We start from the raw sequence: 24,265 nt of genomic DNA, 5'->3' as shown, positions 1-24,265 counted from the left end.
CAGGCGAGCAGGGAACTTGATCAATCAGTAACGCCAGTTCACCGACGCGCTGAAGCTGCGCGGAGCGGCGTAGAAGCCCTGATCCCAATACAGGCTGCTGATGTACTTCTCATCGGTAAGGTTTTCACCATTGAGGGAGAAACTCAGCTGCTCGGTTACCTTGTAGTTGGCAAACAATTGCAGAGTGGCGTAGGCCTCCTGCTCGATGACGTGACCAGCAGCATGCATCCGCGAAATATCATCCTGCCAGTTAAGACCACCACCGACTTTCAACGCGTCCAACATGGGCGGACGGTAGCTCGCATACAAACGCACCGTCTGGGCCGGGATAAAGTCGCGGTCGAGACCATTGTCCGCAGTATTGTCGATATTCACCTTGGCGTAGCTGAATTCCATATTGAGGCCATCGGCGAGCTGGCCACTGACAGTCAGATCAAAGCCGTCGCTGTCGTAATCGCGGCCTTCGTAGTAGTCGATCAGGATCTGGTCGTTATTCGGGTCTTCCACCTGGCCAGCAAATTCCGCCACATTGTTCTGCTGGGTCTGGTAATACGCCAGGGTTGCCATCAGCTTGCCTTCCAGGAACTGTGCCTTAACACCTACTTCGTCGTTCACCCCTTCGGTGGGATCGATGAAGGTCAGGTCCTGGGCGACATCGTCCTGGGCAGCGAAAGTTTCAGTGTGGCTGGCGTACAGGGAGTAGTTGTCGTTAACCCGATACACCACACCCGCGTATGGAAGCACCTTGCCATCGACCTCGGTGAGCTTGCTGGTGCCATAACCGGTACCTTCGGCTTCCCAGTTCACCACGCGCGCGCCGCCCACCAGGCTCAGGGCGTCGGTCACACGAAAGCGCGTAGCGGCGAATACGGCGCTCTGTGCTTCATTGAAGTCACTACCCGTCAGGCCGTCGGTAAATACCGGCTTGACCGGAGTCTGGCCATTCCACTGGGTGAAATCACCGATCCAGGGGAAGCCATTGGTGTAATCGTACAGGGACACTTCTTCAGTGGCGCCCTCGGACCAGTTATATCCGAACAGTAAATCGTGCTCGCGCCCAAGCAGGTTGTAGGTGCCGGAAACACGCAGGTCAAACACATCCCGTTTGGCATCCAGGGTATAACCACTGCCGTAGCCGATCAGGCCTTCGTCGGTACCGCGATCTGGCAGGCTGTACATGTACAGCAGTTCGCTATCGCCTTCGACGTCTGCAGTGCTGTAATAACCTTTGACTTCCCAGCCATTGGCCAGTTGGTGCTTCAGCTCGGCGAAAACTTCCTGCTCGATATTGTCCCAGTAGGCCCACTCGGCAGAGGTCGAGGCAGACACATCGTAGTCGGTGGCGGAGCCATCGGAGTACACCAGTGGCAAGGCACCCCACAGCGGGCTGTCTGCCAGGCTCGCCTGATAGCTGGCACCCAGGGTCAGCAGGGTAGATTCGCCCAGATCTTTTTCCAGCACACCGTAGGCCACGGATTTGTCCATGGCGTAGAAGTCCAGGTGAGACTCCTTGTCTTCCTTGGTCAGCACCAGTCGGCCGCGCAGACCATCACTGAGGGTGCCGGCGATGTCGCTCTCAAGACGCAGGCTGCTCCAGGAGCCGGCGATAGCGCTGAACGACATTTGCAGGTCATCGGTAGGACGCTTGCGCACCATGTTGACCGTGGCAGAAGGGTTGCCCGCGCCGCTCATCAAGCCGTTGGCACCGCGCACTACTTCGATACGCTCGTAGATCGAGGTGTCGGTCTCACCGCTGCGGTTGCCGTAGGTAGACGGCAGGCCAACGCCGTCAACCTGGAAGTTGGTCACGTCAAAGCCGCGGGAGGAATAATAGGTGCGATCCGTCTCCACACTCTCGACCTGAATGCCGGGCACTGCCAGCAGCGCGTCGTTCAGGTTGTACAGGTTGAAATCGTCGAGCTGGGTACTGCCAATCGCGGAGACAGACTGTGGCGTATCCATGATGGACAGGCCCAGGCCGGTAGCGGTGTTCATATCCTCGACCAGGTAAGAATCTACCTGTTCACCGACCACCTCGACATTCTCGAGCTTTTCAGACTTCCCTTCCGCGGCGATGGTGGCATTGGCCGCGGTCAGTGCGACTGCCAGCAGAGAGCTGGCAAACAGACGTTGCTTGGATGGCATTTTCGAGTCCCCAGGAACTACCCCTTGAATTTGGGACGCGAGTCTAAAGACAGAAACATGCAAATGCAACAGATTATCATTTAGATTTTGATGATCGGACGGCCAAATAATCAAAAGTGCGCCCCAGATCACCCTACCCGTCGCCCGTGTCATCAAACTGCCACCGGGTAATCTTAACCTCGCACTTTTTTACACATTGATTCGGGGGAACCGGTGGCCGCCAACCGCAAAAGCCTGCGCTGGATACTGCTGCACACCTGCGCCGCAGGTGCGCTGCTGTGCAGCCTGTTGACCGGGCTGCGTATCGCCAGCCTCACCCGCCCGCAGGTAAGCCAGTTTGAAGAGCTGTTGCCTCAGGGCGGGGTCATCCAATGGCACTTCGTGAGCGCGGTGGTGTTTTCACTGGTAGTGATTGCTTACATCGCCTATCGCGTATTTCCCAGTATTGCCCACCGGACTGCCCGCGCAATCTCCACCGACAGTAAAAAGGCCCGGGACCTACACTGGCCCGGCTGGCACCGGGCGATCATTCGCGCCGGCTACCCGCTTCTGGGGTTGTCACTGCTCAGCGGTTGGCTGCTGTTTTACGGTTGGGGGAATTGGGGAATCGGGTTGAACCCGCGGGACTGGCACTTCCTCGCGGCCCTCGGCGCCCTGCTCTATCTAGTGTTCCACGCCGGACTGTATCTGGCGCGCTGGGGGCGACAGTCCCTGGCACTGATCGCAATCCCCAGGTCCGGCCATCGCTCCCGGCGCCGGCAATGGATCGGCGGCGCATTGCTCGGGGTTGCTGTTCTGGTCTTTACCGCCACCTGGCTTTTTACCAGTCAGCAAAGCCAGTTCCGGCTTGAAGTCACCGCTATACCACTGCTCGACCCGGATCACGCGCCCATAGAGATTGACGGCAACGCGGACGAGCCGCAGTGGCAAATGGCAATGCCCATTACTGTCTACACCGATGGCGGCACCAACTTTGATGAAGGCGCCACCGAGATCACCCTGCGGGCACTCAGCAACGGCGAGGAATTTTATCTATCGGCCCGCTGGCGCGACGACAGCCAAAGCCTGGTGCACCTGCCGTTGCTGAAAACAGCACAGGGCTGGGAAGTACAGCAACAGGGCTTCCACAATTTTGACGAGACCCGTTTCTACGAAGACAAATTCGCGGTACTACTTTCTTCCAGCTGCACCTTTGCGGCCGCGGGTACCGCGCACCTGGGGCGCAAGCCACTGGCCGAGCGCCCCGCCAACTGGCACGGCAAGGGGTACCACTACAGTAGCGACGGGCAATTGCACGACCTGTGGCACTGGAAAGCGGTGCGCACCAACGACATGTACCTGGCGGATGACAATTTTATCGGCCCACCGGACAAGGAGCGCCCGGGCGAGCGCCGCTATACCGCGGGCTACCAGCAGGACGGCAAGGAGTCCGGTGCTTATGTGATGAACTGGCAGTGGTACAAGCCGCAAGTCATCACTCCCAAACGCCTGCCGGCTGACCCCGCGCAGCTGGCAGCACTGCAGGGCATTGATCCTGAGCAGCGAACAAATCGCGCGCGCGACTGGGTCATTCCCTGGTTCGACTACCAGCCCTACTCTCCGGAGCAGGACATACGTTATCCACAGGGAACGGTAATGCCTTCGGTGATGTACAACTCCAACCGTTTCGAAGGCGACCGCGCCGATGTACGCGCCCGCGGGCAGTGGCGGGATGGTTACTGGAACCTGGAATTTGTGCGCAAGCGGGTTACCAGCTCCGCCCTGGATGTTCCCATTGTCGATGGCACCTGCCTGTGGGTTTCCGCCTTCGACCATGCGCAGGTGGCGCACACCCGCCACACCCGCGCGATCCGCCTGCAGTTTCTTCAGGAGTTGTCCCGATGAATATCTGGCAGCGCTCGCTCATCGTATTTTGCGTGCCAACTGTGGGACTGTTGGCCGCAGCATTGCACCAACCGCAATCCCCGCAACCGGCACATCACCACTTCACCAAGATCGATGGCAGCGGCGAACCACTGCCCAATTGGGCCGGCCCCTGGCCCTGCGTGTGCGACCAGCGCAGCGGGCTATTGTGGGAAGTGAAAACCGACAGTGAAAATATTCACGATGGCCTGTGGACCTATTCCTGGTACCGCGAATCCAGTGGCAGCTCCGGGAAAGAGTCCGCAGTGGGCGCCCCCAACCAGGGCGACTGTTATTTTGAAGACGAACGCTGCGATACCGCGGATCTGATCCGACGCGCGCGCCAGGAGCAGCTGTGTGGCCAACAGGACTGGCGCCTGCCCACTGCCGATGAAATGCGCACGCTGGTGGACACCGAAGCCAAAGCGGGCCAGCCCACCATCGACACCGCCTTTTTCCCAAAAACCAAACGCGGCGATTACTGGACGTCACAACAGGAAGTCCCGTTACAGGATGTTTACAAAACGCTGGACGGGGGCGCCGTTGCCATCAGTTTTGTGGATGGGCAACAGATCACAATTCCGCACCGCAATGCAGCCTTTGTGCGCCTGGTTTCGGAATCTTCAAAAAGCTGTCACTAATCCCTCGCACACTTCCCCGCGCAGTAACTTCCGAACGTCCACATTTAAAATAATCCTTCGACCAGGGAAAACCCCATGAAAGAGTTTCTGGGAAACAAGCATTTTCGTGTTGCCCGCGAAAATGCGATGCGCGCAATCGCCGGTACCGCCGGCCTGCTGCTGGGCCTCGCGGCAACCGACATCAATGCAGCCACCAAACACCACCGCCTGATTTGGGACAACGACGGCCGCAACAGTGCCGTCATCGGCTTCTCGCCCGATGGCAACAGTTCCAATCCTTATGTGAGTTACGGCTACTCCACCGACGAAAGCGCCTGGACCAGTGCCGGCGTGGATGCGAGCCGCACCTTCGACGGCAGTATCAGCAGCCACTTTGTGCGACTGGAAAACCTGCCGGCAGATTCCGAGGTGTTTTACCGTGTATGTGACCAGGACGGTTGCGGCGATCGCTTCTGGTTTAAAACCGCACCCAATGACAACTCGCCCTTCGTCATGATCGCCGGTGGCGATACTCGCACCGGCCACACCAACCGCCGCCAGGGCAATCAATTGCTGGCAAAAATCCGCCCGCTGGCGGTGATGCACGGTGGCGACTTTACCGATGCCAACAGCGCCTCGCAGATGAGTGCCTTTCTGGACGACTGGGAGCTCACCTACTCCAGCGACCAGATCGACGGGTTGGATTACAAGCGTATTTATCCGCTGATTCCCACCCACGGCAACCACGAGGACGACAATTACTCCACCCTGTGCTTGGTATTCGGCGCCGACTTCAATGGCGATGGCAATTGCAATCCCAGTGACACTTACGGTGCGGTACAAATTTCCCCACTGCTGCGGGTGTACACCCTGAACAGCCAGTTCCAGAACAGCGGCTGGTCCTCCTACGCCTCGGCCATGAACAACTGGCTACAGAGCGACCTCGCCAGCTATGGCGGCAGTGCCCAGTGGCGTTTTGCCCAGTACCACAAGCCCATGTTCCCGCACTACACCGGCAAGTCTGACAATCTCACCCTGCACAGCTGGTGGGCGCAAAATTTCTACGACTACAGCATGAACCTGGTGGTGGAATCCGACACCCACATGACCAAGCTGACCCAGGCGGTTGCGCCCAGTGGCAATGGCTTTGTCACCGCATCAAACGGCGGCACCGTGTATGTGGGCGAAGGCAGCTGGGGGGCACCGGCACGCTCCGCAAACGATCCAAAATCCTGGACCATCGACCTGGCCAGCATCCAGCAATTCAAGGTCATCCAGGTCAGCCCCAGTGAACTGACCGTGCGCACTGCGCAGTTCGATACATCTGCCAGCACCCTGAGTCGCAGCGACCGCGCGGCAGATGCACTGGCACTGCCGAGCAACGTCAACTGGTGGAGCGCCAACCAGGTGGGCGAAGCCATGACCCTCACCCGCAACGCCAGCAACCGCAGCGTGATCAGCGGCGGCAGTTCCTCCAGCAGCAGCTCTTCCAGCAGTTCGGGTGGCTCCTCCAGTGGTTCCAGCGGATCCGGTGGTCAGGGCTACGCCCTTGCCGTGAGCGACGACGTCTTTGTCACCGCCAACCAGACGGGCACCAACTACGACGGCAGTAACGAAGGTCTGCTGGCAGACGGTTCCGACACCACCTACGGGCAGATGATGACCCTGTTGAAATTCGATCTGGACGATGTCGCCAGCTGCAGCAAGTTCAGCAACGTCACTCTCGAAGTGAATGTCACCAACTACTCCAACATCAGTTTCGGTGTATTTGTTGCCGGTAGCGATTGGCAGGAAGCGTCTGCGACCTGGGGCAGCATCGGCGGCACCGGTATCCAGGGCAGCCAGCTGGCCAGTTTCACCCCCGCGACTACCGGCCTGATACAAATTGCGCTCGATAGTAGTGCCGTCGATGCCTGGCTGAATGGCAGCAATACCGGCCTGGTGATCGCGTCCCTGGGTGGCAGCGACGGTGTAGACATGAGCTCCAAGGAAACCGGTGTGGCCCCGGTACTGTATCTGGATGCCGACTGCGGCAGCGCCGGTTCTTCCAGCAGCTCTTCCAGCTCCGGCGGTTCATCCAGTAGTAGCTCTTCTGGCAGCTCGTCAGGCAGTTCGTCCGGTTCGGGCAGCAGCCAGCCATTGGTGCAGGCGGCCTCTGATGATGTGTTTGTGGGCTCGGGTCAAAGCGGCACCAACTTTGATGGCGACAGTGATGGCCTGTTGGCCGATGGCAGCGATCGCCAGTACGGCGAGTTGTACACCCTGCTCAAATTCGATCTCGCCGGTGTCGAAACCTGCAGCAACTTTACCCAGGCCCTGCTTGAGCTGAATGTCACCAACCGCTCGAGTAACACCTTCGGTTTCTATCAGGCAAATAGCGACTGGCAGGAAGCTTCGGTCACCTGGAACAGCGTGGGTGGCAGCGGTATCCTCGGCAATCGGCTGGCCACTTTTGTCCCCAACGGTACCGGCACTTTTCAGGTAGACCTGCTGTCTTCGGGTATCGTGGAAACCTGGCTGAGCGGTAGCAACACCGGGTTGGTCATCGCCGCCGAAAGCGGCAGTAACGGTGTGGACATGACCTCCAAGGAAACTGGTCAGGGGCCACTGCTGCGTTTGCAGGGCACCTGCGGGAATTGAAGTAACCGGCATTAAAAAAGGGGCTTCCAGTGGAAGCCCCTTTTTATTTCAACGTATTCCAACTTATTTCAATCTGACCTGGCGAACTCAGTCCGTCGCTTTCAGCGTACGATCAAAAAAGTCCTTCATCATCTGATGCCAGTGCTTTCCGGTTTCCTTGCCGCGCATACTGTGCTTTTTGCCCGGGTAGGTCATCAACTCAAACTGCTGGCCATTGTCCTGCAGCTGCTTCACCAGCTTGGTGGTATTGGTGAACAGCACATTGTCATCCGCCATTCCATGATAGATCAGCAGAGGGCCTTTCAGGTCCTTGGCATAGGGGAATACCGACGATGCCTCGTAAGCTTTCGGCACCTGGTTCGGGTTGCCCATATAGCGCTCGGTGTAATGGGTGTCGTACAGCTCCCAGCCGGTTACCGGTGCACCGGAGATGCCCGCCTTGAAGTAATCTCCCGCTTTGAACATGGTCATCAGCGCCATATAGCCACCGTAGCTGTGGCCGTAAACACCAATACGCTCCGGATCAACAAACGGCAGGTTGCGCAGGAATTTCACCCCGGTGACCTGGTCATCCACCTCTACACTACCCATTTTCTGGAAGATGGGATCTTCAAACTTTTTACCGCGATTGGCTGAGCCGCGGTTATCCAGGGTGAAGACCACATAACCCTGTTGGGCCATGAACTGGTTGAACGGTCTGTCCCAGCTATTGGTGACCAGCTGCGCGTGCGGGCCGCCGTACAGGAATACCATTACCGGGTAGGATTTCTTCGGATCGAAGCCCGCCGGCTTGTACATGCGGTAATACAGGGTGTGGCCTTCCGGCGCCTTGATCTCACCAAACTCTGGAGTGATCCAGTCACTCATATACGGGTACAGCGGGTGCCCTTTCTCAACCTTGTTTTCTTGCAGCCAGGTAATGCGCTTGCCATCAATATCGTGCAGGCTGACCTGGGTTGGCGTGGTCGGATTGGAGTAACGATCAATATAACCGGATGCATCATCCGCAAAGGCAATGCTGTGCATACCGGAGCGGCTGGAAATTTTCGCGGCTTCCGCTTTTCCATCGAGGTTGGTCACATACAGGTGACGCTCCAGCGGCGTGTCTTTGCGGCCGGTGAAATAAACCTTGCCGGATTTTTCATCCACCGCCTCAACCTGGTCGATCGCCCAGTCGCCCCGGGTGAGTTGTGCCAGCTGCTTGCCACTGAAGTCGTACAGGTACAGGTGTTTGAAACCGTCTTTTTCCGACGCCCAGATAAAGCGGTCGCTGTCTTTCAGGAAACGCAGGTCGTGGAACAGGTTAACCCAGGTATCGCTGGTTTCGGTCAGCGCGGTACGGGTTTTGCCACTGGGGATATCCACAAAACGCAGTTCCAGTTTCTGCTGGCTGCGGTTCTGCCATTGATAGGACAGCAGGTTGTCCCGCGCCCATTTTACCCGTGGAATATAAATGTCCTGGTTTTTGCCGAGATCCAGCCACTGGGTTTTGCCGCTGGCGATGTCCAGTACACCCAGTTTGATTTTGACATTGGGGCGTCCAGCCGCAGGGTAGCGCTGCTGGATCATGTCGATGCGGTCCGCATAAATTTCGCTGCGGGTTACTTCATCAACCGGGCTCTCGTCCACCTGCAGGAATGCAATGCGTTTTTCATCCGGCGACCACCAGTAGCCGGTCATGCGTCCCATTTCTTCCTGGGCCACAAATTCCGCCATACCGTTTTTGATCGGGCCCTTGCCATCGGTGGTGAGCTGACGCTCTTTACCGGTATTCAGGTCCACCACAAAAATATTCTGGTCGCGGATAAACGAAACGAAATGGCCTTTGGGGGAAACCCGCACATCGGTCTCGAAGGCTTCGGTTTCGGTCAGGCGTTTGGATTTGGCTTTGGCCACGTCGTAGAAGAACACATCGCCTGCGAGGGGGAACAGCAGGGACTTGCCGTCTTTGGACCAGCTGTATTCCATGATACCGCTGCCGAAAATACGCTGGCGCTCGCGGCGGGCCTTCTCTTCGTCGGAAAGTTTTTCTTCGCCGCTGTGCAGCTTGTCGGAGTTGACCAGCATACGGGTTTCCCCGTCGTTCACGCTGTATTCCCACAGGTCGTAGCGGTTGTAATCTTCTTCTCGCCCCTTGAGGAAGGTGACGCGGCTGCCGTCCGGCGAATATTGCAGCGCCCGCGGGCTGGTACCGCTCAATGCGGGGTCAGAGAACAATCTATCGATAGTGAGCTGTTCAGCAGAAGAATGCCCGGCAAAAGTGCAGGCCAACAGGAAAAACAGTTTCCGTTTCATGCAGTCTCTCGTATTTATAAACGTATTTATTGAATTTGTATCGGAAACTGCAGTACAGCTCCCCCGAGTCAATCGGGAGATAATAGAGCGAGGGGGTATTCAGTGCCAGAATTTGCGGCGATGCGACCTCAGCCCGCGTCGAACTCCGGGTCCGATTCGTGAACCGCGAGTGGTGCACCGGTAGCCAGGCTCACCAGTACCCCCGCGACCAGCGCGGCAAATACCGCAGGCAATATGGGGTTACCCCAATATTCATTCGCGGTAACCATCACCAGTATCGAAGCCATCGCCCCCGCCAGCAATGAGGCCAGGGCCCCCTGCCAGGTGTACCGGGGCCAGAAACGCCCCAGCATGCCGCAGACGAACAGCCCGGCCATCACGGTGGAAATCATCTTGCCGATGTAGCCGATCAGGTCATCCGACAACATCGCCAGCCCCAGTGCCGCGCCGATCACCAGCACCAACCCGATACGCGATCGACGGATGGAGTCAGACGCTTCCGTTTCCGGCTGCGCAGGGGTGCGGTCAGGGTTGCGGGAAAAGTCCCGCACCAGGATCGACACCCCGGCAATGGCGTCCGAGCTGGCACTGGACATAGTGGCGGAGAGCCCCGCGAGCAGCACAATCAAACCGATGGTGAGCGGCAGTACCTCGATGGCGAGAAAGGGAAACGCATAGTTGCGGTTATCCAGCTCGGGGCTCAGTACATAGGCGCACATACCGATGATCGCCGGCACCAGGGAAAAACCCAGATACAGGGAGCCGGAAATAAAAAAGGAGCGGCGCACCGAAGCCACACTGCGTGCGGAATAGATCCGCTGGCGAAAGGAAGGGGTTGCCAGAACCCCCACCGCGATGACGACCGCCAGGGATATGGAGGGCAGAAGACCGATGGAGCCTGCAGCCAGTGGATTGCGGTGCGATGCCGGCTGCGCCGCCAGCATTGCCTCCCAGCCGCCTACCTGGTGCAGTGCAAACCCGGCCATCAGTAGAAAACCGGTAAACAGTACCAGCGCCTGCAGGGTATCGGTCCACACTACCGCGTGGTAACCGCCGATCACCACAAAAACGGCGAAGCCCAGGGCCACCAGCAGTTTGGCCAGCTGCAGGTCGATACCCGCAATCCAGGCCAGATACAGGCTGCCACCGAGAATATGTGCACCCAGCCAGCCCAGGCAGGCAATAAAGATCAACAGGGCAACGACTTTTTTGACCAGCGGATGGTCTCCCACATAGGACGCCAGCTCTTCGCTCATGGTGGAGAAGCGCTGTGCGCGCACCGGCGCAAACAGGATTCCCAGCAGCAGGATACCCACCGCACCGCCAACACCGTAAAGCGCTCCGCCCCAACCGTGGCCATAGCCAAACCCCACCGCGCCCATGGAAGAGCCGGTGCCGACCATGGTGGCCACGGTGGTGCCTACGGTGAGGAAGATGGGCAGACTGCGACCGGCCAGTAAAAAGTCGTCACCACTTTTCTGGCGACGACTGACAAACCAACCGATGGCAATCAGGAATACGATATAGAGGCCAAACGCGGCGAGGAAATAGTCTGCATTCATATTGGGAATTTATTCTTTTTGAACGCGTTTTTTTAAGTTTATGTTCTTGTTTCAGGCATAGCGTTTATTTTGCCGGATCTCGGTAACAAACTATGCCAACTTCCACCCTGCAGTCCACTACCAGATCACACACGGAACAGATGCGCGCGGGCGGGTTGTCCCCGAAATTTTCTTTGAAGACTTTATTGAAGGATTGAAAGTATCGCGCATCGGTCAAAATAACGGTTACGTGCACCACGTCCTGAACGCCGTAGCCCGCCTTGTCCATGATCGCAAAGCAATTGTCGATCGCCAGTTGCGACTGCTCGACAATACCGCCCTCCACCACTTCGCCATCGCGCATTGGGGTCTGGCCCGATACATAAAGAAAGCCACCGGCTTCCACTGCACTGGAAAATGGCAGGTGTTGACCCCCGGTACCTGTACCGCCTTCGACGCCGAATCTCTGAATCATGTTACTACCCTGTCGTTGGTTTGGTGGTGCGCTTTGATTTTGGTTTGGTGGCGGAAGATCATCGGGCAAGGCTTTTCGAAACCGCTGTGAATACATCCCTGTACGCTGCGTGAGCGACGTCCCTGTCGCTCACGCTTTCGAAAAGCCTTGCCCGACGCTCTTCCTTCCATTCTGGCTTTACCACTTCGTAAGAAAAAATTGCGCCTTCAGGTCGACGAATAGACTGTTGAAAAAGCCACTCTCTCTATTCGAAGTCAATCTGCCCGATATTAAGGTGGAGTGCCGGGTAAAGCTTTTCGGGAGCGTCGCAAACAGGATGTTTGCGCCGCAGCGCCCAGGGATGGGTTCACAGCGGTCCCGAAAAGCTTTACCCGGTGCTCCGCCGCCACCGTAGGAGAACAGAGCACCAACACACTAAAAATCAGGTACGAAACAAAAAAGAACCGCTGCGGCTGTCGAGAACGTCACCATCGGAATAGCTACAAACCCCATTCACCCAGACCCGCCGAATTCCCCGCGTAGGCAATTGCGGTTGCGAATAGTCGGCCATGGATTCCAGCCGCGCGTAATCAAACAACACCAGATCCGCACAATAGCCCTCGCGGATAAAACCCCGGTTCGCCAAACCAAAATTGGTCGCGGAAAGCCCGGTCATTTTGTGCACCGCCGTGGCTAAGTCGAACAGCTTCAGGTCCCGTCCGTAATGGGCAAGCACGCGCGGAAAAGCTCCCCACAAGCGCGGGTGCGGATGCGGGTCATTGGGCAGACCATCCGAGCCCACCATCGTCAACGGGTGGGCCAGAATATTCTGTACATCCGCGTCACTCATACAGTGGTATACCGCACCCGCCGGCTGCAACTTCTCTGCCGCCGCGTAATTGGAAAGATTCCAATCCCGAGCAATATCCGCCAAACGCCGCCCACCCTGCTCCGGAAATGTCTCAGACCAGGTAATAAAAATCTCGATATCGTCGTTCACCTGCGCAAGATCCAGGGTGCTGGAGCTGGCGGTGTAGGGGTAGCAGTCGCAGGCCAGTTTCTGGTGTGGCGCCGCCAGGTCCAGTTTTTCCAGCACTTCACTACTGCGGCCCCAGTTGCCGCGGCCCGCGCATTTCAGGTGGGAAATAATCAGCGGCACACGATGCTCACCGGCCGTCATCAACGCCTCATCAATGGCCTCAAGAATGCGGTCAAACTCGGTGCGCAAATGGGTGGTGTAGACCCCGCCCTGCGCCGCCAACTCGGCAACCATTTCCAACACTTCCGCGGTCTCCGCGCATTTTGCGCTGCCGTAAGCGAGGCCAGAACTGAGCCCGATGGCGCCCTGCTGTAGCGCCTCGCGCAATTGCAGGCGCATGGCTGCGAGTTCGTCCGCCGAGGCCGAGCGCTGCAGGTCTGGCATATGGTTGTTGCGGAGGGAGGTATGGCCGACCAGTGCGGCCACATTGATATTCGGGCGCGCCTTTTGTACGGCGTGGGCGTAATCGGAAAACCTGGGGTAGGAGAAGCGTTCGCGCCCACCGAGCAGGTTGAGCGGATCTGGGGGATCGCTCTTCAGGGTGACCGGGCTGGCACTGATACCGCAGTTACCCACAATGACGGTGGTCACTCCCTGGCTGATCTTGGCCGGCACTTTGGGGTTGTGGATAACCTCCAGGTCGTCGTGGGTGTGTACATCGATAAACCCCGGCGCCAGACAGAGACCCGTAGCATCCACTTCTTCCCACCCGGATTCGCGAATGCCACCATGCGCCACAGCGGTAATTCGCTCGATATTACCTCCGCTGATGGCAAGGTCTGCGCAAACCGCTGCGGCACCACTGCCATCGATCACCTGGGCATTGCGAATTACCGTATCGAAAGTCATCCACTGTCCTGTGCGCCAAAATCTGCGGTGCTGGTCAGTCCCCCAGAGGCAGGCGATCTTCGCCGTGCTTGTGGCTATCCAGTGTGTGTTTGAGCCGGCGCAATGCCTCGCGACTTTTGCGCTTCTGTTTTACGGCCAGCTCCGTGGCCAGCACATCGATCGCCGCCAACATGACGTAACGTGAGGCGCTGGGCTTGAAAATGTAATCGGTCTCCAATGGTTCCATTGGCACCAGGTGATGCAGCACTTTCGCCAGGGGAGAATCCGCAACGGTTACACCCACAATGGTCGCACCGTATTCCCGGGCAATCTCTGCCGCCTCCTGAACATCCGGACTGTAACCGCCCAGGGAGAGGCACAGCACCACATCGCTGCTATCAATAGTCGAGGCCGCCATGCGCATCAGCATGGGATCGGAATAAGCGGTAGCGGCAAATCCGAGGCGGAAAAAACGGTGCTGGCATTCCTGCGCCATCACGGTGGAACCACCACCCACACCAAAAATCAGAATCTGCCGCGCCCCCACCAGGGACGTCACGGCCGGTTCGATGACCGCTTCGGTAATCAGCCGCGCGTTGTGATCCAGCGCCGCTTTAATTTCATCGTAAACCCCGTAGTTGGCTCCGGGCTCTGTCTTTACTTCGGTGTAAAAGCGCTGACCCACGGCCAGCGCCTGGGCCAGGCGCAGTTTCAGGTCGCGCACATTTTTGCAACCCACCGCTTTGGCAAAGCGGGTAATGGTGGCCTCGCTGACCCCGGCCTTGTCCGCCAGCTCGCTGATACTGGCGTGGGCGGCGAAGCTGATATCGTCGACCACCAGACGGGCGATCTTCTGTTCTGCATCCCGCAGCTGGCCGTAGTGGCCATTTATTTTCGACACAATATCCGGTTCGTGACTCACGATGACTTATCCTGTTTTGCGACTGCTTCTGGAGGACAACCGCCGCCGGGCGGTTCGGATATTGATGGTACGTAAGTCGGGCCAGTATAGGTATCGTGTTTGTTACTTTCAACACTTGATTTGAATTTGTGGTATTTTCTACCAAGACCAATAACGAAGACTAGTGAAGAACAGCAGGGACAGGATTTGATGCACACACACACACCCAATTTATTGCGGGAAGAGATAGCCCTGCCCGCTGCCGTGATCTACCGCTCGCGACTGATGCACAACCTCAACTGGATGCAGCGCTTCGCCGATGAACGGGAAGTTGGACTCGCGCCCCACGGCAAAACCACCATGGTCCCCGCCTTTTTCAAGCTGCAGCAGCAGGCCGGTGCCTGGGGTATGACCCTGGCCAATCCCGCCCAGTGCCGGGTCGCCGCAGAAGCCGGTATTTCCCGGATACTGATGGCCAATCAGCTGGTGGGAAAACAGAGCTTCGCCGAGATAGCAAAACTCCAGCGGGACTTTCCCGAGCTGGAATTTTTCTGTTTGGTGGATTCCGCAGAAAATGCGCGTCAGCTCGGGTGCTACTTCTCCGAGCAGCAACAGCCGCTGAAGCTCTTGCTGGAATTCGGCGTACCCGGTGGCCGCACCGGCTGCCGAAATGCACAGCAGGCCCGCATCGTGTGTGACGAAATCGCCAACTGGCCACAACTGCAGCTAGCCGGGATTGAAACCTATGAGGGATTGATTCACGGCCGCGACGCCAGTGGCAACACGGTGGAGGATCGCGTGCGCGAACACCTGATCAGTACCCGCGAGCTTTGCCTCGCCCTGCTCGCGGAAAACCGCTTCGACACCCAGCAGGTGATCCTGAGCGGCGCGGGTTCCGCCTGGTACGATCTGGTAACCGCGGTATTTGCCGATCATAACGAGCCGCGCCTGGTGCCGCTGATCCGCCCCGGCTGCTACCTGATCCACGACCGCGGTATCTATGCAGACGCCCAGGCCGCTGTTATGCAGCGACTGGAAGAGGATAAGCGTTGTAGCCCATCGGACGACCTGCAGTCGAGCCTGGAAATCTGGGCCTATGTACAGTCCATTCCCGAAGCCGGCATGGCGATTCTCGCCTTCGGCAAACGGGATGCGGCCTTTGATGCGGGACTGCCAAAACCAGAACTGCATTTTCGTCCCGGGCGGGACACAGTGCCACAAAACGCGGACCCGCAGTGGACACTGAGCGCGATCATGGACCAGCACGCGATGATGCGGACTCCCGCAAATTGCGATTTGCAGGTTGGGGATATCATCGCTCTCTCCACCTCGCACCCCTGCCTTACCTTCGACAAGTGGCGGCAGATACAGGTCATCGACGATGACTATAACCTGCTGGAAAGCGTGGACACTTTTTTCTGATGCTGGACTCAGATAACAGAATAATGAGAAAAGCCATGGGCAATAGAAGACCCAACATACTCACACTGACCGCGGCGGTCACTCTGATACTGTCGCCTTTCGCCAGTGCTAAATCCTCGGAATACTCAGAGTACGACGCGCGACTACCGGCGATGATGCCCTACCCCCATCAGGTCGACGTCCAACCCACTGCCCCAATGCGCTTAGACGACCGCAGCAAACTCTGTCTGCCGACGGCTGCGTCAAAGCGCTTGAGTGCGGCCAGTGAACGATTTCGCGAACGTCTGCAGCGGCAGCAGAATATCCAGCTGGCTGTTGCCAGACCCTGTGCGGAGATTCCTGACAGTGATGTCGGGAGCCGGATCGAACTTGTCCTTACGTCTCCTGACTATGCAGATGAAAACACCCTTCAGGCACTCCATGTAAACCGGGAGTTTTATCGCCTGCAGGTAACCGCAAATAAAGTACAGCTCAGTGCACACACGGAAATCGGGTTGCTGCGCGGTCTGCAAACCCTGTCGCAATATATCGGTAGCGATAAAAGTGGATTCACCGCCGGATACGAAATGCTACCCGGCATCCAGATCGAAGATCAGCCACGTTTTCGCTGGCGCGGCCTGATGCTGGACTCGGTGCGACACTTTTTTTCTGTAGAGACCATTAAACGGCAACTCGACGGCATGGCCGCAGCCAAGCTGAATGTATTCCACTGGCACCTTACTGACGACCAGGGCTGGCGCCTGCAGAGTCACGCCTACCCGAAACTGCACGAAACAGCCCCCGGCGGAAACTTTTACACCCACGAACAGGTGCGCGACATCGTCGCCTACGCCGCGGCACACGGTATTGTGGTGGTACCGGAAATCGATATGCCCGGCCACACCAGTGCCATTGCTGTCGCTTACCCGGAACTCATGTCCGCGCCCGGTCGCTATACGCCGGAAGATCGCTGGGGTGTACACAAACCGCTGCTGAACCCGGCCAACCCGGAGGTCTATACCTTTGCGCAAAAAATTCTCGGGGAAGTCGTCGCGCTGTTCCCGTTTGAATATGTGCATATCGGTGGCGACGAGGTTGACCCGGAGCACTGGGAAAGCAACCCGGAAATCCAACAGTTTATGCAGGCAGAACAATTGCAGGACAGCCACGCCTTGCACAACTATTTCAACAGCCGGCTGGCACAAATCCTTGCAGGGCTAAACCGCAAAATGATCGGTTGGGATGAAATCCTGCACCCGGGTCTGGCGCAGACCGCCGCGGTGCAATCCTGGCGCGGTCCCGACGCCCTCAAGGAAATCGCCCGCGCCGGCCACTACGGTATTCTCTCCACCGGTTTCTACCTGGACCAGCCCCAGTACAGCAGCTATCACTACCGCAATCACATTCTTCCCAAACAGCGAACATTCAACCAGATCAAAAACAATGAGCTGTGGCAGTCCTGGTATTTCAGCGCACCGCGCAAACGGGGCAGCGCACTGACGGGTACCTTTACCATCGTGGAGTCCACGGATGGCAAGCTGCGTGGCCATATCAAATTCGAAGGCAAGGCGATACAGCGGTTACACAATATCGAGCGCACGGGCCCCTACACCACCTTCAAACTGGATACTTGGATGGGGCCGCTGCGCGCGCGCCTTCTGCTGCAAGACAAGTCCCTGAGCGGTGACTTCCTGGTAGGCAATACGTCCTACCACCCCAGCGGCGAGCTGTTTCGCAGCAGCAGCCTCGAAAGTGAACCCGGCTACCTGGGCTCTGGGGAACCACGATTAAGCGACGAGCAGCAGAACAATATCCTCGGCGGCGAAGTGGCACTCTGGGCAGAAATGATCGATGAGCACAACATCGACCTGCGCCTGTGGCCGCGGGCTTTTGCCGTGGCAGAGCGCCTGTGGTCCGGGAAAGAACTTCAGGATGAGGATTTTCTCTACCAACGCCTGACAGAAATCGATCATTGGGCGGAAACCGCCGTCGGCCTGCAGAACAAGTCCCAGCAGAAAGTGGCGCTGCAAACGCTCTTTCCAGACAAGCTGCAATCCGAGGCCCTGGATTTTTCTGCGGTCCTGGAGCCGGCGCACTACTATCACCGCCATCATGAAAAGTCGGCCAACGAAAGCTACTCCCGTCGCGATCCGCTAAACCGCTTTGCCGACAGCCTGCCAGCGGAAAGTATAGCCCTGCGCGAATTCCGCCAGCTCCTGGATTACCTGCCGGCCAATCCCGCTGTAGAGGTAAACCGCGCGCGCCTGCACTCCGGGCTGATCCCCCTGTGGCGCGCTGGCGTCGCTGCCGAAGCCCTGCTCAAACAGCGCGAACGACTGCCGGCGGATGTCCAGTTGCTCGCCGAACGGGTACAGCAGCAGATGGAACTTTCCTTCACGATTGCCAGTCGCTATATGGACCAACAGGCATTTTCCGAAAGTGAGGCCGCTGATATTCGCCGTCAGATAGAAGCCCTTAAAGGGATGCACGGGGAAGTGGTGCTGCCGGCGGTCTACGTGCTGGAGCGATTGATGGATAACCTGCAATATTCAGGCAACAACGCAGACATAGCTAAGAGATAAAGACAAATGCACAAGATGGCTAATTTACTGGGCACTTCGATACTTGCACTGGCAATTTCCAGCGCTGCGGTCGCTTCCGGCACACGTGACACCACCGACTGGATGCCGGAAGGTAGCTTTACCAGCGGCGTGGAAGGCCCGGTTGTCGGCCCGGATGGCAGCCTTTACGCAGTGAACTTTGCCCGCCAGGGCACCATTGGCCGGGTAACGGCAAAAGACAGTGGTGAAGTCTGGCTGCAACTGCCGGAAGGCAGCATCGGCAATAGCCTGCGTTTTCACGACGGGTTTCTGTATGTAGCGGATTACACCGGCCACAATGTGTTGAAGATTGATCCTGTCAGCAAAAAAGTTATCCACAAGTTCCATAACCCGCAGATGCACCAGCCCAACGACATCGCCATCTCTGCCAGTGGCACCATTTATGCCAGTGATCCTGATTGGGCGAACAACAGCGGTCAGCTGTGGCGAATCTCGCCAGAGGGTACATTTACGCTGATGGAAAAAGACATGGGCACCACCAACGGTATTGAGCTGAGTCCGGATGGCAAGAAGCTGTACCTCAATGAAAGTGTGCAGCGCCGCGTCTGGGTGTACGACGTATTGGACAATGGCGACCTCGCCAATAAACAGCAGTTGATGGCATTTGATGACTTCGGCATGGACGGGATGCAGACGGATGCGGAGGGGAACCTCTATATCACCCGATACGGAGCCGGTGTAGTTCTCAAGGTTTCCCCGGCAGGCGAAGTGCTTTCAACCATTCAACTGAGCGGACAACACCCGACCAATATTGCACTGAGCACGGATGGCGGCACCGGGTACGTAACCATGCAGCAGCGCGGGGCTATAGAGCAGTTTTCCGTCGAGCGCTGAAGTCGTTGGGTGGCGGCGCTACCCAAACAAAAAAAGCCCACCCGCTTTTGGCAGGTGGGCTTTTCCAGTTCAGAAGGCCGGTAAGTTAGCCGGCTCCCGAATCAGAACCGGGCGCGCAGGCCGAGGGCATAGCGGCGATCGGTAACAAAGTTCAGAGAATCGGTACGGGTGCCATCCTGATCCAACTGCAGCTCGGTGCGTGTCTCGGTATTCAGGATATTGCTCGCCTCCAGACCGACCTGGATATTGTCGGTGATGTCGTAGTAAGCGGAACCGTCGAGGAAGCCCGCCGCCTTCGCATACACCGGCGCGAACTCATTGGAATCGCGGCGGGTAACCAGATATTCGGAGCGCCAGTTATACGCCAGACGCACCGATAGATCGGCATACTCGTACATACCCACGATGTTGTAACTCTCATCGGAGTAGCCTGGCAACGGCAGATTGGTGAAGGCGCGGAAGCTGTTGCGGCCATCGTAAATCGGCTCGCCAGTGGTATCGAAGCGCACCGCACCCAGCTGCTCATCGCTCATCGGATCATTCAGATCATTCTGGTCGATGTAGGTGTAGTTCATCTGCACCCCCAAGCCACTCCAGGCGCCCGGCAGATTATCGAAAAACTGGCTGTAGGAAATCTCGAAGCCCTGGATAGAACCCTCGCCATCGTTTGCCGGACCGTTAAACGAAACAGATTCGGTTACGCCCGTGCGCGGGTTGGTCACATCCGCCAGGAAGGGACGCTCGCGGAACAGGTTGTCGATATCCTTGCGGAACACGGCCAGCGCCAGTGAGCCGGTATCAGAGAAATACCACTCGGTGGTCAGGTCAATGTTGAGCGCCTCTTCCGGCTCAAGGTAGGGGTTACGCGCAGTGCCGTTGATCTGCACACTGCCGGGCGTAATACCGGTGACCGGGCCGCCCTCACCGTCGCGCTGTACTTCATATTCCAGGGTCACGATACGTGAGTTGCGGGTGTCCTGCAGGTTCGGGAAGTAGAGACTCTGGGATGCACCGAAACGCACAATCACATCTTCCTGCACATTCACCGCTACGTTGAAGCTCGGCAGTACCGTGCTGTAGTCGGTACCGTCCACCGTGCTCACCGCGCCGAGGCCGTCGGCAAACGCCTGCAGGTTTTCACTCAGGAACTCGGCGCCCTCACCACCCAGTGCGGGCATTACCACATAGCCGGTGGACTCCAGCTGGTAATTCACGTAACGCAGGCCAAAGTTACCGCGGTAGGGCATCGCCAGCGTGTCATCGGCGAAGTCGAAACGCGCATAGGCTTCCTGGCGTTTCTCATTGGTGGAGGTGATGTCGTGGGGGGCGAAGGGGCTGCCCGGGGCTACGCGACCGGCCATGTCCACCATCGCCTGGTAACACTCGGGGTTGCTCTGGCCCACTTCGGAAGCGCCACCCGGATTGGTTTCACCGTAGGGCGCGGTGTTAAACCCGGCATCACAGGCACGACGCATAAAGTTGGCGAAATCTTTAGCCGACGCCATTTTGATAAACAGGAAATCATCGCGTCCGTCGAGAATACCGCCCTGATAGAAATCGCCCCAGCTCTGGCGCTCGAACTCACCGGCAATCGCATTGTAATCGCCGTTCATGGAAAGGGCAGTGTTCCACGGCGTGTTGACCGCACCCCAGTTGGAGTACTCGGTGTCGCGCACGGTGAGGTCCTTGTCGGAACTGTAGACACCACCGCTCAGGGTACGCGCCCAGCCATCGCCCAGTTCGTATTCCAGATCCAGTTTCACCGCGTTCATGCTGGCGTCGGAGTCGATGGCGGTATCCAGTGCGGTGGCCAGCAGTACATCCGGGCGCATGCCATCCCAGTTGGGCGTGTAGTCCGGCTCGAACAGACGGTCGCTCAGGAACTCGATACTCGGGCGACTGCCGCGCAGATCCAGATAAACATCGGAGACTGTGTGCTGGGCGCGGGCGTTGATGCCGTTATTGATCATCTCCTCGGTGGCGTCCACCCGCTGGATATCCAGGCCAACATTCAAACGGTCGGTGGCCTGCCAGTTGATGTTGAAGGACACATCTTCAACCGAGGTTTCGGTTTCGTTGTAGCGGGAAGACAGGTGCATCGGCATTTCCGGGCCGAAGCTGATGACACCGCTGGTGAACATATTGTTGTCATCCCAGGTGGGCATCATGTCTTCCGACACGTCGGTGCGCACACGGGAATCCCACCACTGCCCCTGGGCAAAACCCTGGGCCTGGGGGCCGATTACATTTTCTTGCCACACCAGGGAGGCATCGGAACGCAGGTATTCCAGCGTGGTGATAACGCTGTCATCCGGAGACTGCCATTGGAAGGAGGTGGCGAAACCGGTGCGCTCGCGATCGTTCTCGGCACTGCGCAGGGAGTACTGCCCGGGAATATAGTAAGTGGAGCCAGCAGGCTGATCGGCAAACGCGGGCGGACCTTCCAGCGGGGAGTTTGGCGCTGTGCCACCAATCGCATTGGGGTCCCAGGAGGGCGGCACGTTGATGTGTGCATCGCCGCGGGAATAGAAGTTGGCTACACCAATACCATCACCGCGGGTAGCGAGTTCGGAATGGGAAGCGGAAATCAGAAAACCGAAATCACCGGCATCGGTTTCCCACACATCGCTGAACAGACCGGAGGTGGTGGGCGTCGCTTCCTCGCGGAAGTCGCCGTAATTGGTTTTCACGGTGCCGGCGATAATGCGCTCACCGCTGTCCAGCGGCTTGCGGGTGATCAGGTTTACGGTACCGGCGATACCCCCGGCGATCATGTCTGCGGTCTGGTTCTTCACCACTTCCACCGCACCCAACAGCTCCGGGGAAATATCTTCAAAGTTGAGACCGCCGCTGCGGGTAGCGCTGAAAGAGTCGCGACCGTTGATTTCACTGCGCACGCGATCGAGACCGCGCACCAGCACACCGGTGCCTTCGTCGGCGTAGTGGTTGGGGTCGTCAGAGGCGGCGAAGCGCTCGATACTGACACCGGGCACCCGCTGCAGGGCCTCGGTGACAGACTTGTCTGGCAGTGCACCTATATCCGATGCGGTGATCACGTCTTTCACGGTATCACCGTCGCGTTTCAGTGCCTGTGCGGACTGCAGTGTCGCGCGGATATCACCGTAGACCACAACCTCTTCTACCAGTGCATCGTCCAGTTGTTCTGCTTCCTGCGCTGCCAGCTGCCCTGGCAGCAGGCCGTAAACCGCACCGCACACAGCGACACTCAGCAATTTTCGATTAAACGTGGGATTGAATTTCCTTGGCATGGCTAACCCTCGGTGGTGTATATCTTTTTATTGGTATGACGGCACTACCCCTGGCAATCCCTGCCCAGTGCCCTCTTTATAGTCGCATCCTCAAAGCCCCGCGCGGCCCCAGTATCTATTCAACACCTGTATTGAGTACCTCTATTCAGTACCTGGTTTTCCACACCCCAGCTCCTAAAAACAGACAGTGCAAAAAATGCTCCGGGAGCTCCCCAAACCGGCAATACCTGTGGGAGTCCCGACTGCGAGCGATACAAGGTGAACATCATGAATGGACTGGTGATACCAGCGCATGAGAGAAACATACCAACTGAGAAAATAACTTTCAACAAATATGAAATTAAATGTTAGATATTTTCACAGACTGGCGCGGCGGCACCGCCCACCAGGATTGATCCGGGCACCGCGCCAAACTACCTTTAGCTTCCCAATCGGACAAAAGCGCCACAGGAAAGCACCATGATACCCCTCCCCTCATCCCCCCAGTCAGCGGTCGCGAAGCCTCTGTCTGCTCCACTCCGGACCAGCCCGCTCCGGATGAGCGCCCTGCTGACCTGTACGCTGTTGATCAGCACACTGCTGACCGCCTGCGGCACAGATGCTACCGGTATCTCCGCTGACACCTCTGCCGATAAGGCAGTACCAGCAGACAAGTTCCTGACGCAGATTGCGGCCTACTGTGGCCAGGCCTTTGCCGGCCAGATTACCGCCAACGAACCGCGCTCACCGGAGCCGGATGCCTTTGCAGGCAAGCCGCTGGTCATGCATGTGCGGGGCTGCGACGCACCCAGCCGTGAGATCCGCATCCCCTTTCATGTGGGAGAGGATCACTCCCGCACCTGGATACTCACGCGCACCAAATCGGGTTTGCGCCTGAAACACGATCACCGCCACCAAGATGGCAGCGAGGATGCGGTCACTATGTACGGCGGGGATACCCAGGCCGCGGGAACCGAAAACCGGCAGGAATTCCCTGTGGACCAGGAATCGATTTCGACCTTTACCCGCGAAGGGCTAAATGCCTCCCTGGAGAACACCTGGGCGATGGAGGTCCATCCAGGACAATCTTTTGTTTACGAGCTGACACGCCCTAATGGACGCAAGTTTCGTGTCCAGTTCGACCTGACAAAGCCGGTCGCACTTCCGCCGACACCCTGGGGTTACTGACAAGCTCCTGGGGCAATTTCCAGGGGCAAGTTCCAGGCTTAACAATCGTTAACCAATCTTTACCCGTCAGGACTCAACGCCTAACCACCGTGGTGGTCTCATAGTGCTTACAACACACTGGAGTCACCATGAAATCGCTCTACACCGCGGCCGCTTTTGCGGCCATCGCCACCATTACCGGCTGTGCCAGCACCCCAAAAGCACCGCCGGTTTTCTCCGAATCCTTCATCACCAATATCACCGAACAGGGCAACCGCATGTTCACCTATACCGCCACGATCAATGGCGGCGGTGAGGGCGGCGGCCCCGGCGGTGGTATGGGTGGCGGCAGACGTGGTCCGGGCGGTGGCGGCCCTGGCGGTGGTGGTGGCATGGGCGGTGGTCCCGGTGGAGGTATGGGCGGCGGTCCCGGCGGAGGAATGGGGGGCGGCCCCGGCGGTGGCGGTATGAATGGCAAGATGCGGGAAAACCCGGAAAAAGCCGCAGGAGAACGTCTGGAAGAAGTCCTCGCCACCACCCAATACTGCCCCCACGGTTGGTTTGTGATCGAGAAGAGCAATCTGCAGGGTTCCGTCGAGATCCGGGGAGAATGCCGCGCCGGTTAAGCG

General features: G+C 57.9%; 15 protein-coding genes. 8 read left to right on the top strand and 7 right to left on the bottom strand.

The annotated features are described in order from the left end of the window. Positions 1 to 24 precede the first annotated feature (24 nt). Positions 25 to 2,145 carry a TonB-dependent siderophore receptor gene (locus GRX76_RS06295; RefSeq protein WP_160152527.1) on the bottom strand — a complete coding sequence of 707 codons (2,121 nt, stop codon included), beginning with the start codon at positions 2,143 to 2,145 and terminating at the stop codon, positions 25 to 27. Between the two features lie 213 nt (positions 2,146 to 2,358). Here GRX76_RS06295 and GRX76_RS06290 point away from each other — a divergent pair, with 213 nt between their 5' ends. The 3 genes from GRX76_RS06290 to GRX76_RS06280 all read left to right on the top strand — a co-directional run bounded on the left by GRX76_RS06290 (position 2,359) and on the right by GRX76_RS06280 (position 7,307). After that, positions 2,359 to 4,029 carry an ethylbenzene dehydrogenase-related protein gene (locus tag GRX76_RS06290; RefSeq protein WP_201276927.1) on the top strand — a complete coding sequence of 557 codons (1,671 nt, stop codon included), beginning with the start codon at positions 2,359 to 2,361 and terminating at the stop codon, positions 4,027 to 4,029. Continuing rightward, positions 4,026 to 4,688: a DUF1566 domain-containing protein gene (locus GRX76_RS06285; RefSeq protein WP_236250576.1), complete on the top strand. Its 663-nt coding sequence runs from the start codon at positions 4,026 to 4,028 to the stop codon at positions 4,686 to 4,688. The genes GRX76_RS06290 and GRX76_RS06285 overlap by 4 nt, the downstream gene beginning before the upstream one ends. A 75-nt stretch (positions 4,689 to 4,763) precedes the next feature. After that, positions 4,764 to 7,307 carry a DNRLRE domain-containing protein gene (locus GRX76_RS06280; RefSeq protein ID WP_201276926.1) on the top strand — a complete coding sequence of 848 codons (2,544 nt, stop codon included), beginning with the start codon at positions 4,764 to 4,766 and terminating at the stop codon, positions 7,305 to 7,307. An 87-nt stretch (positions 7,308 to 7,394) separates the two neighbouring features. Here the strand turns inward: GRX76_RS06280 and GRX76_RS06275 are convergent, their stop codons facing one another. From GRX76_RS06275 to GRX76_RS06255, 5 genes are all read right to left on the bottom strand, one after another. Then, positions 7,395 to 9,602, bottom strand: a complete 2,208-nt coding sequence (locus tag GRX76_RS06275) for a S9 family peptidase (RefSeq protein WP_160152526.1) — start codon at positions 9,600 to 9,602, stop codon at positions 7,395 to 7,397. Positions 9,603 to 9,730: 128 nt separating this feature from the next. Continuing rightward, positions 9,731 to 11,164 (bottom strand): sodium:solute symporter family protein, encoded by a 1,434-nt coding sequence (locus tag GRX76_RS06270; protein WP_160152525.1) that lies wholly within the window; start codon positions 11,162 to 11,164, stop codon positions 9,731 to 9,733. A gap of 64 nt (positions 11,165 to 11,228) precedes the next feature. After that, positions 11,229 to 11,618, bottom strand: coding sequence for a RidA family protein (locus GRX76_RS06265; protein WP_160152524.1), 390 nt, complete (start codon positions 11,616 to 11,618; stop codon positions 11,229 to 11,231). A 421-nt stretch (positions 11,619 to 12,039) separates the two neighbouring features. Next, positions 12,040 to 13,485 carry an amidohydrolase family protein gene (locus GRX76_RS06260; RefSeq protein WP_160152523.1) on the bottom strand — a complete coding sequence of 482 codons (1,446 nt, stop codon included), beginning with the start codon at positions 13,483 to 13,485 and terminating at the stop codon, positions 12,040 to 12,042. 34 nt (positions 13,486 to 13,519) lie between these two features. Continuing rightward, the gene (locus tag GRX76_RS06255; protein WP_160152522.1) at positions 13,520 to 14,386 is read right to left on the bottom strand and encodes a MurR/RpiR family transcriptional regulator; all 867 of its coding nucleotides are present in this window, start codon (positions 14,384 to 14,386) and stop codon (positions 13,520 to 13,522) included. Between the two features lie 189 nt (positions 14,387 to 14,575). Here GRX76_RS06255 and GRX76_RS06250 point away from each other — a divergent pair, with 189 nt between their 5' ends. From GRX76_RS06250 to GRX76_RS06240, 3 genes are read left to right on the top strand one after another with little or no spacing between them, the layout of a single operon-like run. Then, entirely contained in the window at positions 14,576 to 15,787 is a 1,212-nt protein-coding gene (locus GRX76_RS06250) for an amino acid deaminase (RefSeq protein WP_160152521.1), read from the top strand. Positions 15,788 to 15,822: 35 nt separating this feature from the next. After that, positions 15,823 to 18,348, top strand: coding sequence for a beta-N-acetylhexosaminidase (locus GRX76_RS06245; RefSeq protein WP_160152520.1), 2,526 nt, complete (start codon positions 15,823 to 15,825; stop codon positions 18,346 to 18,348). Positions 18,349 to 18,354: 6 nt separating this feature from the next. Further along, positions 18,355 to 19,221 (top strand): SMP-30/gluconolactonase/LRE family protein, encoded by an 867-nt coding sequence (locus GRX76_RS06240; RefSeq protein ID WP_236250575.1) that lies wholly within the window; start codon positions 18,355 to 18,357, stop codon positions 19,219 to 19,221. Positions 19,222 to 19,322: 101 nt separating this feature from the next. Here the strand turns inward: GRX76_RS06240 and GRX76_RS06235 are convergent, their stop codons facing one another. Further along, entirely contained in the window at positions 19,323 to 22,490 is a 3,168-nt protein-coding gene (locus GRX76_RS06235; RefSeq protein WP_160152519.1) for a TonB-dependent receptor, read from the bottom strand. A gap of 537 nt (positions 22,491 to 23,027) precedes the next feature. Here GRX76_RS06235 and GRX76_RS06230 point away from each other — a divergent pair. Continuing rightward, positions 23,028 to 23,657 carry a hypothetical protein gene (locus GRX76_RS06230; RefSeq protein WP_160152518.1) on the top strand — a complete coding sequence of 210 codons (630 nt, stop codon included), beginning with the start codon at positions 23,028 to 23,030 and terminating at the stop codon, positions 23,655 to 23,657. Between the two features lie 128 nt (positions 23,658 to 23,785). Further along, positions 23,786 to 24,262, top strand: a complete 477-nt coding sequence (locus GRX76_RS19160; protein WP_201276925.1) for a hypothetical protein — start codon at positions 23,786 to 23,788, stop codon at positions 24,260 to 24,262. The last annotated feature ends 3 nt before the right edge of the window (positions 24,263 to 24,265 follow it).

This window comes from Microbulbifer sp. ALW1 (assembly GCF_009903625.1).
Taxonomy (GTDB): Bacteria; Pseudomonadota; Gammaproteobacteria; order Pseudomonadales; family Cellvibrionaceae; genus Microbulbifer.
This window is presented reverse-complemented; position numbering and strand designations above follow the sequence as displayed.

Coding starts and splice junctions, on each gene's coding strand:
- GRX76_RS06235 (WP_160152519.1), bottom strand. CDS start 22,490: ATGCCAAGGAAATTCAATCCCACGTTTAATCGAAAATTGCTGAGTGTC.
- GRX76_RS06250 (WP_160152521.1), top strand. CDS start 14,576: ATGCACACACACACACCCAATTTATTGCGGGAAGAGATAGCCCTGCCC.
- GRX76_RS06245 (WP_160152520.1), top strand. CDS start 15,823: ATGGGCAATAGAAGACCCAACATACTCACACTGACCGCGGCGGTCACT.
- GRX76_RS06260 (WP_160152523.1), bottom strand. CDS start 13,485: ATGACTTTCGATACGGTAATTCGCAATGCCCAGGTGATCGATGGCAGT.
- GRX76_RS06230 (WP_160152518.1), top strand. CDS start 23,028: ATGAGCGCCCTGCTGACCTGTACGCTGTTGATCAGCACACTGCTGACC.
- GRX76_RS06280 (WP_201276926.1), top strand. CDS start 4,764: ATGAAAGAGTTTCTGGGAAACAAGCATTTTCGTGTTGCCCGCGAAAAT.
- GRX76_RS06275 (WP_160152526.1), bottom strand. CDS start 9,602: ATGAAACGGAAACTGTTTTTCCTGTTGGCCTGCACTTTTGCCGGGCAT.
- GRX76_RS06285 (WP_236250576.1), top strand. CDS start 4,026: ATGAATATCTGGCAGCGCTCGCTCATCGTATTTTGCGTGCCAACTGTG.
- GRX76_RS06240 (WP_236250575.1), top strand. CDS start 18,355: ATGCACAAGATGGCTAATTTACTGGGCACTTCGATACTTGCACTGGCA.
- GRX76_RS06270 (WP_160152525.1), bottom strand. CDS start 11,164: ATGAATGCAGACTATTTCCTCGCCGCGTTTGGCCTCTATATCGTATTC.
- GRX76_RS06265 (WP_160152524.1), bottom strand. CDS start 11,618: ATGATTCAGAGATTCGGCGTCGAAGGCGGTACAGGTACCGGGGGTCAA.
- GRX76_RS19160 (WP_201276925.1), top strand. CDS start 23,786: ATGAAATCGCTCTACACCGCGGCCGCTTTTGCGGCCATCGCCACCATT.
- GRX76_RS06295 (WP_160152527.1), bottom strand. CDS start 2,145: ATGCCATCCAAGCAACGTCTGTTTGCCAGCTCTCTGCTGGCAGTCGCA.